Annotated in this window: 12 protein-coding genes; all 12 read right to left on the reverse strand. The window is 29.7% G+C overall.

The annotated features are described in order from the left end of the window. Window position 1: 1 nt before the first annotated feature. Window positions 2-757 carry an energy-coupling factor transporter transmembrane component T family protein gene (locus AYC61_RS17595; RefSeq protein ID WP_066505842.1) on the reverse strand — a complete coding sequence of 252 codons (756 nt, stop codon included), beginning with the start codon at window positions 755-757 and terminating at the stop codon, window positions 2-4. Window positions 758-759: 2 nt separating this feature from the next. Beyond that, complete coding sequence (locus AYC61_RS17600) at window positions 760-2,493, reverse strand: ABC transporter ATP-binding protein (protein WP_066505845.1); 1,734 nt, start codon at window positions 2,491-2,493, stop codon at window positions 760-762. A 182-nt stretch (window positions 2,494-2,675) separates the two neighbouring features. After that, entirely contained in the window at window positions 2,676-3,704 is a 1,029-nt protein-coding gene (gene mtnA, locus AYC61_RS17605; protein WP_066505851.1) for an S-methyl-5-thioribose-1-phosphate isomerase, read from the reverse strand. A 145-nt stretch (window positions 3,705-3,849) separates the two neighbouring features. After that, window positions 3,850-5,136, reverse strand: coding sequence for an amidohydrolase (locus AYC61_RS17610; protein ID WP_066505854.1), 1,287 nt, complete (start codon window positions 5,134-5,136; stop codon window positions 3,850-3,852). A gap of 601 nt (window positions 5,137-5,737) precedes the next feature. Then, a complete protein-coding gene (locus AYC61_RS17615) occupies window positions 5,738-8,014 on the reverse strand; it encodes a Tex family protein (RefSeq protein WP_066505864.1) in 2,277 nt (758 codons plus the stop codon). 504 nt (window positions 8,015-8,518) lie between these two features. Beyond that, a protein-coding gene (prfB, locus tag AYC61_RS17620) for a peptide chain release factor 2 (RefSeq protein ID WP_202906869.1) occupies window positions 8,519-9,629 on the reverse strand; the annotation gives its coding sequence in 2 pieces (ribosomal slippage) (window positions 8,519-9,553 and window positions 9,555-9,629; 1,110 coding nt in all). Between the two features lie 16 nt (window positions 9,630-9,645). Beyond that, window positions 9,646-12,387: a preprotein translocase subunit SecA gene (gene secA / locus AYC61_RS17625; protein ID WP_066505866.1), complete on the reverse strand. Its 2,742-nt coding sequence runs from the start codon at window positions 12,385-12,387 to the stop codon at window positions 9,646-9,648. A 177-nt stretch (window positions 12,388-12,564) separates the two neighbouring features. Further along, window positions 12,565-13,146, reverse strand: coding sequence for a DUF5317 family protein (locus tag AYC61_RS17630; protein WP_066505870.1), 582 nt, complete (start codon window positions 13,144-13,146; stop codon window positions 12,565-12,567). A 438-nt stretch (window positions 13,147-13,584) separates the two neighbouring features. After that, the gene (hpf, locus tag AYC61_RS17635; protein ID WP_066505873.1) at window positions 13,585-14,109 is read right to left on the reverse strand and encodes a ribosome hibernation-promoting factor, HPF/YfiA family; all 525 of its coding nucleotides are present in this window, start codon (window positions 14,107-14,109) and stop codon (window positions 13,585-13,587) included. A gap of 933 nt (window positions 14,110-15,042) precedes the next feature. Further along, window positions 15,043-15,525 (reverse strand): flagellar export chaperone FlgN, encoded by a 483-nt coding sequence (flgN, locus tag AYC61_RS17640; RefSeq protein ID WP_066505885.1) that lies wholly within the window; start codon window positions 15,523-15,525, stop codon window positions 15,043-15,045. A gap of 8 nt (window positions 15,526-15,533) precedes the next feature. Further along, window positions 15,534-15,920, reverse strand: coding sequence for a flagellar export chaperone FliS (gene fliS / locus AYC61_RS17645; RefSeq protein ID WP_066505888.1), 387 nt, complete (start codon window positions 15,918-15,920; stop codon window positions 15,534-15,536). A gap of 24 nt (window positions 15,921-15,944) precedes the next feature. Further along, window positions 15,945-17,594, reverse strand: coding sequence for a flagellar filament capping protein FliD (gene fliD, locus AYC61_RS17650; RefSeq protein WP_066505890.1), 1,650 nt, complete (start codon window positions 17,592-17,594; stop codon window positions 15,945-15,947). Window positions 17,595-17,606: the final 12 nt, after the last annotated feature.

Genomic DNA, 17,606 nt, shown 5'->3' on the forward strand with positions numbered 1-17,606 from the left:
CCTAGATTAATTTTACTTTTGCATATATAGAAAATATCATTATTGCTAAAGTCATAAATACAAACAGATAGTCTATAGTTCTAAACTTACAATCTAAATAGCTTGTTCTATTGACATCATAACCAAATCCTTTTGATTCTAATGCCATTGCAAAAATGTTTGTCCCTCTAATAACTGAAATTAAAGTAGGTATTAATAATGGAATATATTTCTTCATTCTTTCTAAAATTGAACCAGAGTCTAAATCAAGCCCTCTTGATTTCTGTGCTTGTGTTATAGTCTGTGCAGTTCCAACAATCATTGGTACTAGTCTTATTGCTGTTGAAAAAGCAAATGCACCTCTATAAGGCACTTTAAGTTTAACTAAGCCCAAAGATATTTCTTCAATCTTTGTAGAACTCAAAAATATCATACCTGAAATTATCATGACATCAAATTTAACGCCTATAGTAATACCATAAATAAAACCTTCTAAGGTAATAGGTCCTAATAATTTTGTCGGACCACCTTTCATTAAACTCCACATTATAATCGATATCAAAGCAATCATGAAAAGTATAACTCTTATTCTTTTAAGGTTAGATAAAACCTTACCTGATAAACCATATAAAATTATTACAGCACCTAATATTCCTAAAATCACTAAGGAATTAAACATTAAAGCAACAACAAAACTTCCAAACATAATAGCTAATTTAGTTCTTGGATCTAATTTGTGTAAAAAAGTATCCTTGTCTAAATATAAAAACATATCCATATTTAAATTCCCCCTTTAGTGCACTTAATCATTTCGTCTATAGATAATAGTGTTTTTCCAATTTTGTTGCTTAAACTCACTATATGAGGTGTTTTTAAATATAAATCTAATAGTTCCTTTTCCTTACTAAATACATCTCTAGTTTTACCATACATTTCAATCTTGCCATCTTTAACAACTGCAACTCTATGAGCATACTCTGAAACAACCCACATTGTATGAGTAATCATTATTATAGTATGTCCTTCTTCGTTAAGCTTTTTAATCAATTCCATCATAGCTCTTTGCTCTTTATAATCTAATCCAGTTGTTGGTTCATCTAGTATAATAACCTTTGGTCTTGCTGAAAGTATTGAAGCAACTGCTATTCTTTGTCTTTCCCCTTTTGTTAAAGTAAATGGATCTTCTTTTTCGTAACCTTCCATTTCAACAGCCCTTAAAGCTTCTTTTACTCTAATGTCTATTTCTTCTTTACTACACCCTCTTATCTTAGGGCTAAATGCTACTTCATCATAAACAGTATCTGCAAAAATTTGATGATCAGGATTTTGGAACACATATCCTACTTCTTTGCCAATTTCAAAAATACTAGACTCTTTCGTATTTTTCCCACATACTACTACATCTCCATCAGTTGGCATCAATAAACCATTAAAGTGTTTAACCATTGTTGTTTTACCGCTTCCATTGTGACCAAGAACAGCTAAAAATTCACCTTCTCGGATTTCTAAACTAGCACCCTTTAATGCTTTTTTGCCATTAGGATATTGATGTTGTAAGTCTTTAACTTTTATAACAGCTTCACCATATTTAGCATCTCTTTCTTGATCTTGCTTTAGAAGCTTATTGTACATATCATCAGCAATTTCCAAACTATTTTCATTAAAGCTTTTAAAACCTTGTTCAGGATTCAGAGGAAGCTTATCATTATCTAATTTTAATACTTCACTAAAATATTTTGGTACTTGTAGTGACATTATACCTATTCTATCAGTAGTTTCAATATCTCTTAAAATATTTTCTGGTTTTCCATCTCGTATAATCTCACCGTTTTCCATAATTATCAATCTATCAGCATTTAAGGCTTCTTCAGTTTCATGCTCTATTATTATTAATGTTATATCTTTATTCTGATGAAGTTCTTTAGCTATATTAAATATTCCTAATTTACCCGCTGGATCTAAATCTGTAGTCGGCTCATCCATACAAAGCACATTTGGCTCACATGCCAATACAGAACCTACTGCTAAACGCTGTTTTTGACCTCCTGATAATGTAGCAGGTTGTCTATTCTCAAAGCTTTTTAGATCAACGATACGTAACACACGTTGTATTCTCTCCTCTATTTCATCCTTGTTTACATTAAAATTTTCTGGTCCAAAAGCTATCTCTAATTTAGTGTTTGTGGAAAAAAGTTGAGCTTCAAAATCCTGAAACACTAAACCGATATCTTTAGCCATTTTACTTACTGATTCTTCCTTAGCATTTTTCCCGTGTATCCATACTTTGCCTTCATATTCACCTTTTATGAAATGTGGAATTAATCCATTTAGACAATTTGCTAAAGTAGATTTACCAGCTCCACTTGGTCCCATAATTACTACAAATTGTCCTTTTTCTATTTCAAGATTAATGTTACTAATTGCTTTAGTTTCTTCCTGATCCTTATACTTAAATGATAATGATTTTATTTCAACAGCATTATTATGGACATTATCTTCATTTGTAATAGACATTCATATCCTCCTCTACTTTAATAAAACCCAGATTATTCATAGAAAATTAAATACTTTACTACATCCTTCTGATTATAAGATATCCATTAAATTCTCGACATACCAATTCAGTATGCCTTCGAATTCACTGAAATCTTATAATTCAGAACTATTCAGCACATTATTCAAAGTTATATAAATAATCAGAGTTTAAGCATATTGTCTTTGAATGGAGCTTTTACTATTCCCTTTTCAGTTATAATACCTGTAATATTTTCATTAGGTGTTACGTCAAACGCTGGATTGTAAACATCTATACCAACGGGTGCTACTCTATTTCCATATACATGGGTCACTTCATCAGAGCTTCTTTCCTCTATATCAATTTCCTCTCCTGTTTCTATATCAAAATCAATAGTTGTAACAGGTGCAACTATATAAAAAGGTACATTGTACTGCTTTGCAATAACGGACAGCATAAATGTTCCTATTTTGTTAGCTGTATCTCCATTTAATGCAATTCTGTCAGCACCTACTAATATCAAATCTATCTTTCCATCTCTTATTAATGTGGCTGCTGCATTATCAGCAATAAGCTTTGCAGGTATTTCTTCTTTAACCAATTCCCATGCTGTAAGTCTACCGCCCTGAAGTCTTGGTCTAGTTTCATCAGCATAAACAAATATATTTTTTCCAGTGTAATGAGCTTCTCTTATAACCCCTAATGCAGTACCATAACCTGCAGTTGCTAAAGCTCCCGTATTACAATGTGTCAATATAGTTGCACCATTAGGAACGATTTCATTACCATTCTTAGCCATTTGCTTGTTTGTTTCTACATCTTCTTTTAGAATTACATCAGCCTCTTCTTTAATCTTCGCATATATTCCAGAAGGTTCTAAGTCTGAATTTTCAGCTATAACATTTTTCATTCTTTTAACTGCCCACATTAAATTAACTGCTGTAGGTCTTGATTTATTTATTAAATCAAGAGCTTTTTTCATTTCTGCTAAAAAAACTTTTTTTTCGTCTTTTACAAATTCTTTAGCTGCTAAAACTGCTCCATATGCTGCTGTTGCTCCAATAGCAGGTGCTCCCCTAACGACCATTTCTTTAATAGCATATTCTACTTCCTTATAGGTTTTACACTCAAAAATCTCTTCATAAACAGGTAATTTTCTTTGGTCAATCAAATAAAGTACTTCATCTTTAAATTCAATTGCTTTAATCATGAAATTTCCTCCTTTAATAAAATGTGTAAAGCAGTTTATACTCTTTTAACTTTTAATATATATTAGTTTATTATCTTCAAGGTTAGCATAGGGAATAGGAAACCTTAAATATCCCTATGCATTGTGTATGTGTATACTACACATTTTAAAGCTTTATTAATTCATTTGCACACCTAGAAGCATTAAACATAATCTTTTCAACATCAAGTGTTTTAAACTCATAGCTTTCCATTAATATTTTCCCATCAACTATAACTGTATCAACATCTGAAGCTTGTGCACTATAAGCCATAGCAGATATTAAATTATGTCTAGGATAAAAATGAGGCTTATTTAAATCAATAAGCACTATATCTGCCTTTTTACCTACTTCAATAGTTCCAACTTCATTTTCTAACATTAATGCTTTTGCACCATTTTTTGTAGCCATTTCTAAAGCTGTATAAGCTGAAACAGAAATTGGATCTTGGTTTATACCTTTGTTAATTATTGCAGCTAAATTAATTTCTTCAAACATATTTAAATTGTTATTACTTGAAGATCCATCAGTTCCTAAAGCAACGTTTATTCCTCTTTTAAGTAATTTGTCTACCTCTGCAAACCCATTACCTAACTTCAAATTGCTTCCCGGGTTATTTGCTATGTTAACATTTTTTTCAGAAATTATTTCTATATCTCTGTCTGATAGATGAACACAGTGAGCAGCTAAAGTATGTCCATCAAATAATCCTAAATCATTTACATGTTCTATAGGTGATTTACCAAGAGCATCATAGCTGTCTTTAACTTCTTTTGCACTCTCTGATAAATGAATATGCAAGCCTGTATTTAGTTCTCTTGCAAGCTCTATAGTTTTTTTCAAATAGTAATCGTCACATGTATATGGTGCATGTGGACCTACCATAACATTTATTCTTTCATTTGCTCCCCTATGCCATTTTTTATATAATTCTCTGTTGGCTTCCAATTTTTCTAAACCATTTTCCTTGTCTCCAATTAAACCTCGACAAATACTAGCTCTTATACCTGACTGCTCAATTGCCTTAGCTGTTTCGTCCATAAAAAAGTACATATCTGCAAAGCATGTTGTACCTGATTTAATCATTTCAACAATGCTAAGCATTGAACCCCAATAACAATATTCAGGTGTTAATTTTTCCTCTAAAGGCCATATTTTTTCTGTCAACCAAGACCATAATGGTAAATCATCCGCATAGTTTCTAAACAAAGACATAGCTATATGTGTATGTGAGTTTACTAACCCTGGCATAGCCAATTTATCTTTCCCGTCAATAACTTTATCGGGCTTAAATTCCTCTGGAATATCACCTATAAATTTTATAATATTCCCTTCAATAGCGATATCTCCCTTTATTGTATTATTCTCTTGTGTCATAGTTAAAAGATTTGTATCCTTGATTAATATTTTCACAACAATACTCTCCTTCCTTTTTTTAGAACATGAATTTATTTTTTCTTAAAAGCATGTATAATTATGTACTACTTCTCATCCACCCATAATATGAATCCATAATTACTCAAATCATCAGAAAAAATATTGTCTGATAATTCAAAATATTTTACTTTTATCTGTACGCCTAAATCATTTTTATAGGTGTATGTCCTATGATGTCAGACATCTTATATCTATAGAATATAACATCTATAATTTTTTGTCAAATTATATCAAAGCTTATGTTTATATTAAAACATATTTTTTCATTCGTTGCAATACGAATTTATAATTATTATTCTTTTTTATAATTCGTGTATTTAGTAATAAAACGCTAAAATACTCAATCATATATTGCTATTTTATTTATAAAAATTTATAAGACGTCAACAAAATCATAAACATTTTTTATATAATACCTACAATTGTATGACAAATACAAAACCTGTACTATAATAGGGTTTATTATCGTACAGGTTTTAATATTGTTTATTTTATTTTAACCCAGATTATTCATAGAAAATTAAATACTCTACAGCATATTATCGGGAGTTATACGAATAATCAGGGTTTAATTATACTATGCTTGCTTAATACTCAACGATACTTTCTTTCTCTCTAAATCTAAATCAATGATTTTCACTTTTACTTCATCACCAACTGAAACTACTGTCATTGGATTTTTAACAAATTTTTTACTTAACTCTGAAATATGAACAAGTCCATCTTGTTTAACACCTATATCAACAAAAGCTCCAAAATCAACTACGTTTCTTACCGTACCTGTCATAATCATTCCTATTTGCAAATCTTCCATTTTGAGCACATCACTTCTAAATATAGGCTTGGGCATATCTTCCCTTGGGTCTCTGCCAGGCTTTGTTATTTCTTTTATAACGTCCTTTAATGTAGGTATACCAACCTTTAATTCATCAGAAAGTACTTTTAATCTCTTATTCATTCTTATTGTCTTTGATTCTACTGGCTTTGTTTTAGCTTTCATTAATGCCTTTAGCTGCGATAAATCCTTAATTGTATCTTGTGTAGTTTGCTCTATAACTTCTTCCTTAATATCTATATCCAGTACTCTTTGCTCTATATCGCTCAATTTTTTATTAGTTATATCATCTTTAAAATAATTTAGCTTTTGCATTAGTTCATTGGTTATATCATAAGATTCTGGATGGACAGATGTATTATCCAATATATTTTCTCCATCTAAAATTCTAAGGAAACCTGCTGCTTGCTCATATGCCTTTGCTCCTAATCTTTTTACTTTTAATAGTTCTTCTCTGTTATTGAATTTTCCATGTTCTTCTCTGTAAGCTACTACATTTTTTGCTATACTTGCATTTATACCTGATATATATTTGAGTAGTGATACAGAAGCTGTATTCAAATCAACACCTACATTGTTAACACAATCCTCTACAACATTTGTCAAAGCTTCACTTAAATTTTTCTGATTTAAGTCATGTTGGTATTGTCCAACTCCTATACTCTTTGGATCAATCTTTACTAGCTCTGCTAATGGATCTTGAAGTCTTCTAGCTATTGATATAGCTCCTCTTATTGATACGTTAATATCAGGATATTCTTCATTTGCTAGCTTTGATGCTGAATATACAGATGCTCCAGCTTCACTAACTATTGTATAATAAACTGTTTTATCAATTTCTTTAAGCATATCCGATACAAACATTTCGGACTCTCTTGAAGCTGTCCCGTTTCCTATCGCTATAATATCTATATCATGTTTTTGTATTAGTTTTTTTAAAGTTTTTTTAGCTTCTTCAACTTTATTTTGAGGTTTGGTTGGATATACTGTTGTATAATCCACCAACTTACCCGTAGCATCAACTACAGCAATCTTACAGCCTGTTCTATAAGCTGGGTCAAAACCCATTACTACAGATGTCTTTACAGGAGCTTGCATTAATAATGGTTTTAGATTTTTAGCAAATACTTTTATTGCCTCTGTTTCTGCTCTTTCTGTTAGACTACCACGTATATCTCTTTCAACTGAAGGGAGAAGCAGCCTTTTATAACCATCTTCTATACTATCTATTAAGTATTTTGTTGTTACAGCTTCTTCATTAACTATGACATTTGATTTGACGTAATTTAATATCTTATCATCTGGTGATTGTATTTTAACTTTTAGGAATTTTTCTTTTTCTCCTCTATTAACAGCTAATATCCTATGATTTGAAATATTCCTAACTAATTCTTTGTAATCATAATACATTTCATAAACTGATTTTTCTTCTTTCTTTACAGCATTTACTATAATTAAACCCTCTTTAAATATTATATCTCTAATTTTTTTTCTAAACTCAGGATTATCCGATATTCTCTCTGCTATAATATCCATAGCTCCTTTTAAAGCTTCTTTGCTATTTTTTACGCCTTTCTCTGCATCAATATACGTGGACGCTATCTCTTCAATAGACCCGTCTATCATTTCTTGATTATGTATAATGTCTGCTAATGGATCTAACCCTTTTTCCTTAGCCTTTGAAGCTCTTGTACTTTTCTTTTGCTTATATGGCCTATATAAATCTTCTACTCTTTGCAGAGTCTCTGAGACTGTAATCTCTTTCTTTAACTCTACTGTAAGCTTTCCTTGCTCTTCTATTAATCTTATAACCTCTTCTTTTCTTGCTTCTAAGTTCCTTAAGTATTGTAATCTATCATTCAGCTCTCTTAATACAACATCACTTAATTCACCTGTTTTTTCTTTTCTGTATCTTGCAATAAAAGGTATAGTATTACCTTCATCTATTAGCTGTAAAGTATTTACAACTTGAAACTTTTTTAGATTAAACTCTTTTGTTAATTGATCAACTAAATTCATTTACATAAATCACTCCTCATTGTATTCCTGATTATTCATATAACTTTGATTAACTTTATAATCCGAATCTCCTATTCATTTTATTCATAACTCACTACTCATTTTTATTCCTAGCAATAAGTTAATTTGCAAGAAATCATAGATTTCTATTTTCTACTCATGAGTAAGCAATTCACATAAAATCACAGATTTGGGCTTTCATTTCTCATAATTTTCTATGAATAATAGGTTTATTTTTATATATAAAATTGCCTAAATTACCTAACGTTCTATAATACTTAGAAAATTAAAGGCAACTTTTAAAATCCGATCACATAATACTACCCCTACTATATAATCGAATAAATAACATTAAACTTTAATTGTTTTTCTCATTAAACCTTTTATAGTGAAAAATTAGGAATATGTTCTTAGTTAAGATGAGCTAAAATCTGAATAGGGTGTATCAGAATGATAGAATTTCAACGTCTTGACCTCCATTCATTTTGAAACACCCCCTTAGGACTATTTTGAGACAGCCCCTTTTTTTAGATATTCATTGATAAATGCATCTATATCTCCGTCCATAACACTATTAATATTTCCTATTTCTAAATTTGTTCTATGATCTTTTGCCATTGTATATGGATGAAATACATAGGACCTTATTTGAGAACCCCAGGCTATTTGATTATAATTGCCTTGCAAATCCTCTATTTTTTCTTTGTTTTCAAGTTCTTTTAACTCAATCAGTTTAGCCATCAACATCTTCATAGCTGTAGCTTTGTTGCTATGCTGTGACCTTTCATTTTGACATTGTACTACTATACCAGTAGGTATATGTGTAAGCCTTATAGCCGAATCAGTTTTATTAATATGCTGACCACCTGCTCCACTTGCCCTATAAGTATCTACTCTTATATCATTTGGATTGATTACTATATCGATATCATCACTTATATCTGGCATCACGTCAATTGATGCAAAAGATGTATGTCTCTTACCTGATGAATCAAATGGAGATATCCTAACTAATCTATGAACTCCTTTTTCTGACTTCAAATATCCATAAGCATAATCTCCCTTAATCATCATTGTTACACTCTTTATACCACCTTCTGTATCAGATAGTATATCTAGAATATTTACCTTGAAACCTCTTCTCTCGCACCACCTAACATACATTCTCATAAGCATTTCTGCCCAATCTTGAGCATCCAAACCTCCTGCACCTGAATGTATAGATAGTATTGCATTATTCTTGTCATATTCTCCATCTAATAATGTTTGTAACTTTAAGGCTTTAATAGTTTTTTCTAACTCTTCAATACCTGTTTTAACGTCACTTAAGGATGCTTCATCCTTTTCTTCTATAGAAAGCTCAAGTAGTATATTTAAATCTTCATATTGTGTTTTTACATCTTCTATGCTTTTGACCTTCTCTTTTAAACTACTTGCTTCTTGAACTATCTTCTGTGCCTTCTGATTATCATTCCAAAAACCATCTTCTAGTATTTTTTCATCTAGATCTCTAATATCTGCCTTCATTTTTTCAAGGTCAAAGAGAAGCCCTCAATTCTATGATTTCATTATTTAATTCTATTAAGCTGCTCTTTAATACCTCAACTTGAATCATAAATACACTCCTTTATTTAAATGTCTTTACCGCAACATTTTTTGTATTTTTTACCACTTCCACATGGACATGGATCATTTCTTCCTATTTTTTTACCTTTAACCACTGTTTTAGGTTTATTATTACCAGCTCCATGACTAGTACCAGTAACTTGTGCTACTCTTTCTCTCTGTACGTTTTGTTCTAAAGATATATTAAATAAGTGTTTGATTGTATCTTCTTGTATTGATTTAATCATATCTTGGAACATGTCAAATCCTTCGTTTTTATATGCTAAGACTGGATCAACATTACCCATTGCTCTAAGACCAATTCCTTGCCTTAACTGATCCATAGCATCTATATGATCCATCCATTTGCTGTCAACTACTTTTAGTAATATAATTCTTTCAACATCTCTCATTCTTTCAGATGTTATTTCTTCCTCTTTTTTATCATATACATCTTTAGCTATATTTTTTATGTGTTCATTTAAAGATTCTATGGTTAAATCTTCTACATTATCAAATTCAAGCGAACCTTGTGGGAGGAAAATCTTAGCTAAGAAGCTTTCCAAGCTTTTTAAATCCCATTCTTCAGGATATTTTGATGACGAAGTATATATACCAACAGCATCACTTATTAATTCACTTACCATATTAGCTATATGGTCTTTTAGATTTTCTCCCTCTAAAACTTTCTTTCTTTCTGCATATATTACTTCTCTTTGCTTGTTCATAACATCATCATACTGCAAAACATGTTTTCTTATTCCAAAGTTTCTTGACTCTACCTTAGTTTGAGCACTTTCTATAGATTTTGTTAGTAGTTTATGTTCTAATGGCTCATCATCTGGCATTCCTAAGCTATCTACTATACTTTTTATTCTTTCACTACCAAACAATCTCATCAATTCATCTTCCAAAGAAATATAGAATCTTGATGAACCCGGGTCTCCTTGACGACCAGAACGTCCTCTAAGCTGATTATCTATACGCCTTGATTCATGTCTTTCAGTTCCTATTATATGAAGCCCGCCAGCTTCTACAACTTTGTCATGCTCTTGTTTTATATCAAGCTTTGATTTTTCTAGTATTTTATTAAAAGTCTCTCTTGCCTCTATTATCTCTGGATCAGTAGTATTAAAATGACTGTCTGCAAGAGATAACATATGCTCATTGTAACCTTTTTTTCTCATCTGAGCCTTAGCTGTAAATTCAGGATTACCACCTAATGCTATATCAGTACCACGACCTGCCATATTAGTAGCTATAGTTACAGCCTTATATTTACCTGCTTGTGCTACTATCTCTGCTTCTCTCTCATGGTGTTTGGCATTTAACACTTCATGTGTAATTCCTGATTTTTTAAGCATCTTACTTAATTTTTCAGAGTTTTCTATTGATATTGTACCTACTAAAACAGGCTGACCTTTTTCATTTTTTTCTTTTATCTCATCTATTACTGCTCTAAATTTAGCTTCCTCATCTTTGTAGATAACATCAGTTGAATCTTCTCTTATAACAGGTCTATTTGTCGGTATTTCAACAACATACATATTATATATATGTCTAAATTCTTCTTCCTCAGTTTTAGCTGTACCTGTCATACCTGCTAATTTGTCATACATTCTAAAATAATTCTGAAATGTTATTGTTGCTAAAGTTTTTGATTCACGTCTTACGTCAAGGCCTTCTTTAGCCTCTATAGCTTGATGTAACCCATCGCTATATCTCCTACCAAACATAAGTCTACCAGTAAAATCATCTACAATAACAACTTCGCCATCTTTTACTACATAATCTTTGTCCTTAAACATTAAATTATGTGCTTTCAATGCTTGGTTTATATGATGTGATATTTCCATATTTGCTGAATCTGCCAAGTTTTCTATACCAAAGAACTTCTCAGCCTTTGCTACTCCTTTTTCACTTAGTATAGCTGTTTTAGCTTTTTCATCAATTGTAAAATCTGCTTTTTCTTCTACGTATTCAGTGCTAAATTTATCAAAGGTCTTCTCATTCGGATCAATCTTCCTACCTTTTATAGTTTGTACAAAAGAGTTAGCTACGAAATATAGTTGAGTAGATTTCTGACCTGCTCCAGAAATAATCAATGGAGTTCTGGCTTCATCTATAAGAATACTATCAACCTCATCAATTATAGTATAGTTTAATTCTCTTTGAACCATTTCATTTTTATATATAACCATATTATCTCTTAAATAATCAAACCCAAATTCATTATTTGTACCAAAGGTTACATCACAGTTATAAGCTTCTCTTCTTTGCTTGGTATCAAGACCATGAGTTATACACCCAACAGATAATCCAAGGAATTCATAAACTTTTCCCATCCATTCTTTATCTCTCTGTGCAAGATAGTCATTTACAGTAATTACATGAACACCCTTACCTGTAAGTGCATTTAGATATACGGGAAGCGTAGCAACCAACGTTTTTCCTTCACCGGTTCTCATCTCAGCAATATTACCCTCATGTAATACTACACCACCTATAAGCTGTACTCTATAATGCTTAATTCCTAAAACTCTATCTGCTGTTTCTCTTACAACAGCAAATGCTTCTGGCAAAATATCATCTAATGTTTCACCATTTTTAAATCTATCTTTAAACTCATTTGTTTTATTTTTTAAAGCATCATCACTTAATGACTGCATGTCTTCATCTAATTCTTCTATTTGATTTATTATTGGATTTAGTCGTTTTATCTCTCTATCACTGAATGTACCGAAGACTTTCTCGAATAACTTCTTCATATAATTTACTCACTCCTTATTCCTTTATCTGAAATATTTATTATTCCTAATCATTTATCTATATCCATCATCTATAATTCTACTCTTTATCATAATATTTTATCACTATTATACATTTGGCACAAGGAAAGGGTCAATATTTTACATGACACCACTTACACCATTGACTTACTGCAATTAATATCTAGGTTTTCTACTAATTAATCTATCCATATCACTGTTTAACATAACAACTTGAACTAGTACAAATATCCCAATATATATAATAATGTCTCCAATACTCAATATTTGTGGTAAAGGAAAAGGTTTTTGAACAGTTATCAATTGAGCGAATTGTCCATAATTTGTAGCCCCATTTAATGGAGTATAAAGAGCTATTTTACCATTTTGAATTAATCGAATCAAATTATCAAATCCCGCTAATTTTAAACCCTCTATTGATATAGGCATTTTACCATCATTAGCCATAAAGCAAAAAACATTCATTAATCCACCTAACATTATTATTATTATTGGCTTGTACTTGATATTTATAATTAAACCTATAAATAATAAAACGTATGAACCTATATATAATTCTTTAATATACTTCAAAATATAATAGCTGCCTGTTGCTCCAAAAACAACAATAGAAAGCTGTATAACCATAGCTAATATGAACAACCATATACTTCTAAATTTTAAATATGAAAGTCTTTTAATTTTACCATTTCTAAGTAATGCTGTTATTATTGATAATATGAAAAAAATTAAAATCACATTTACCACTCCTTATGTGTATTTTATTTAAAATATCATAGCTTATTTATACAAAGATTATTCATAAATGATAGATACAACATTCATCCAAGTTATATGAATAATCAGTATTGTATTATTCAATCTTAATATGTACCATATACAATTTTATCATAAATATGTAATGAATTATATATTTTAAATTAAATTTAATAGTTATCGTGCAAGAAGTTATTTTTTATGATTAGTTTTCATGTTATTTATTGTTAATTAGTTTAATAAGTGACTAATAATTTTTGCAAATTATTAATTGTTTTGGTTTGGTTTTAATGTGAATTTAGGCTTCTAGATGGTATGTTATTGATTGTTTTAAGTTTTGTATTCTAAAAGAAAACTCAGACTTTGTCTGAGTTTCCGATAAAAAGATTAACTTAGATTAATCAATAAATAATTCTTTACTTAGAATATCGGTTCTATTAATCCATAGTTTCCATCTTTACGTTTGTACACTACATTTACTTCGTCTGTCTTTGCATTCATGAATACGAAGAATGCGTGTCTTAATAACTCCATTTGGAGTACTGCTTCTTCTTCATACATTGGCTTCATTGCAAATTTCTTTGTTCTTACAATTTTTGCTTCTTTTTCTATAATTCCATTTGGTATGTTTTCAAATCTTATTGTTTCTCCATTATGAACCATCTTTTGAAGCTTTGTTTTGTGCTTTCTAATCTGTCTCTCTAATACATCAACAACCCTGTCTAATGATGTATACATATCATCAGTTTCTTCTTCTGCTCTAATTATTCCTTTAGCTAGAGGAATTGTTACTTCAATTATCTGACGATTCTTTTCAACACTTAAAGTAGCTGTAGCCTCTACATCATCAAGAAAATATTTGTCTAACTTACTCAACTTCTTCTCAACCGTATTTTTCAAAGCATCTGTTATAACTATAGTTTTACCACTAATTATTGTTTTCATAAACTTCAGCTCCTTCTTTTTAGTGTTTATTAACTTATATTAATTATTTCTACAAATAATACACTTTTACCTTCTAATTTTAAAAATTTTATTAAACGAATTACTGTAAAAATACTTGTTACTTTAATATTTTTTACTACTATTATTTTATTATATTACCCACAATATTTATGTTAAAACAATTCATTTTTTTATAATGTTTATACTAAACTATAGACATTATTTTAGTTAGATTCATGTATCTTTTTCTTTTATATATATTTATTTTTATCTAATCTCATTTAAAATATTAGATTTCAAGATTATTTTTTTTATATCTCAAAATAAATTTCAAAGTTATCCACAAATATGAATATTTACATTACTCTATAAAACTTATATCTTTATATTTTTTTAAGATTTTATCTAATATTATAATAATGCACTAACATAATTAAGTAATAAATATATTTCTTGTCATTGTGTAAAATACAATAGCCATAAAGAAAAAATGCAAAACAATAAATGTTACATGATTTATTAAAAATGTTTAAATATCACGAAATGCATAAATATTAATATGTTTTTACACACAATTTATTCACTATACTTGTTGATAATTAATGCATGTTTCTGTGGATAATGTTAATAACTCTGTGGAAAACTGAAAAAAGTACAAGTTTCTTTTGTGGAAAACCTTGTGAATATCATGTTTATATTTAAGTACAAAATATCAATACTATTAAATAATTTTTCAGACATTTATATTTATAACTCTAATAGTACTCCGTTATTACTGCTACACAAGATATAGTATGCTATAATGTGCTCACTTAAACTTAAAATGTTAAAAAGAATACATTTACTTTAAAAGAATATAAAAAGAGTCTTCATTTTAAAAATTCAAATGAAAACTCTTCATATCCTCATGTAATATAAATTTATCTACTAATTTTATTTCTTTTGATCAATTATAACAGAACTGTTATTATACACATTTTTATATGTATTATATCCTGATACCATCTTTTTACCTGCATTTATGTTCCTTAACTCACTCTTTACATTTTCTAGGGTTGATTTTAATGCTACAGAATTTTTCTGCTCTAAGACTTGTATTTGTTTAAGCAAATTAAAAATTTCAGTAGTTAAGCTTTTTAGCTTTTTAGCCTGTGGATATTTTTTGACTTCTAAATTCTCTAATTTTAATATGTTTTCTTTTTGTTTTAATTCATTGAATAAGTTATAGAACTGTATGTCTAATTTATCAATTTTATTAATTTCAATTTGCTTTAATTTAATGAATGTCTCAATATCTACAACATTATCATTTGTTACTACTTCCTCTTGCCTTTTTGTATATTTAAAAATATTATTCAATAGCTTTAATTTTTCTTCTAGTATTAAGTTCATTTCATTCATTATTTTTTCAGACATATAATCCCCTATCTCTTTTGTTTCTTTTTAGCTATATTCATAGCCTCCTGCCAAGTATCTCTCATTTCTTCCACTATAGTTATTGCATCTTCTATTACTGTATCATCTTTTTTCATATTTGAATCTATTAAACATCTCAATATAAAATCATACAAATCCTTTAAACCTTGTGATACCTCATATTTCATGTTTAATGTAGCACTAAGCTCATTTATTATATTCTGTGCTTTAATATTAGCATTATGTGCATTCTCTATATCCTTTTGCTGCAAAAATATCTTTGCTTGCTTCATAAACTTAATTGCTCCATTATAAAGCATAAGTGTAAGTTCTTCAGGACTAGCTGTCATAACTGAGTTTTTTTGATATTTAGCATAAGCATTATTTAATACCATAATACCATCCTTTTCTTCTATTTGTTAGCCACCTATTTGCTGCATTAACCAATCGCTTTGTGATTGCATATTCTGCAATGCTTTCTCCATAGCTGTGAATTTTTGCCAATAGCTATCTTCTTTGTTTTGTAAATATTTTTCCATATCAAATATTTCATCGTCAATTTCCTGTATGTTTTTTTCTATATCAGCTATATTTTGGTGCTCTGTTACAAAATCTATTAATATGTTTATTTCTACCTTTCTAAACATATCATTATTGCCACCGGGACCGGCTTTGTCGATTACTTCTTTCATTCCTTCAGTAAAATCACTATACATCCTAGTAATAATACCACTCTGTTTACGTTTAATCTCATCAGTTTCTAAAGGATCAGGCTGTTTAAACAATACCTCTAAAACACCATCAACATTATCCTTAATAGCATTTTTTAACTTGTCATCATTTATTTCCAGTTTACCTGCTACATTTTCGCTATTGTACCTTTCTGTAGTTATCCCTATGTCAAATAAAAATGATATCCCATTTGTAGAACCTTCAACCTCTTGATATAATCCACTTCTTACATTAGTAAAGCATCTAGAAAACAATTCGTCATTACGTAATAAACCACTCTGAGCTTTTTCATTCCACATTTTCTTTTCATCATCTGACATTGCAGCTTTTTGCTCTTCAGTTAAAGGTGCAAAATCTTTATATCTTTTTTCTCCAAGCTTTCCAGCAAAATCTTCTACTAATGCATTGTATTTATCTACAAAACCCTTTATTTTATCATAAACTTTATCTATATCAGTTTTTACTTCTACAGTAAAGTCTACATTTTCAGCTTTTAAATTCATATCTATGCCGTTTATTTTGACGTTGTTACTGCCTATTTTAATATTATTTGCACCAGCAAAATTTATTTCTCCATCTTCACCACTATTTACATCATCATAATTTAATGCTAAATTAAGCTTGTTATCTGTTCCAGCTAAAAAGTTTACAGTTGAATCTACACCTTTTGTAATTTTAAAGCTTTCCTGTGCACCGGTTTCCTTTGTTTGAAAGAAGAATCGATTTATGCTTTCATCGTACACAGCTTTTACTCCCAAATCTTTACCGTTTTCATCTCTATATGAGTTAATGTGACTTGCTATATCTCTTATAGTGAGGTTGCTTAAGTCATCACCACTATATTTAAAAGTATGTGAAACACCATCTCCACTTTCTATAGTAAACTCTATAACATCTGTATCAGCTAAATTAAATTGGTTTCTCAACATGCCGTATTCATTTGCCAAGTCACCAGTACTAGCAACTGCAAAATTAGTTGCTAATTTTTCCACATGAACGTTATAAGTACCTGTCACTGCTTCTGCTGTAGTGGATACTTCTGCGCAATCTTCATCAGATGATGTTGCAGATTTTACCCAATCAAAGCTACTAATGCTATTTCTATTTAATACTCCTGTTGAAGAATATGAGTCAATACCAAATTCTTTTCTTGTCTCTAATATAAAGCTGGCAAGTTTTTTATTGTACTCATTGTATTGCTCTAGCCTCCACTCATTTAATATCTTATCTTGTTTATAAGTATCTAATTTTTTACTTTCAGCTTTCATCAAATCTTTTACGATTTGATCAGTATCAATGCCTGAAGCAAGTCCGCCTATTCTAAGACTAGAATTCATACAAACACCTCT

Source organism: Abyssisolibacter fermentans, from assembly GCF_001559865.1.
GTDB classification, from domain to species: Bacteria; Bacillota; Clostridia; order Tissierellales; family MCWD3; genus Abyssisolibacter; species Abyssisolibacter fermentans.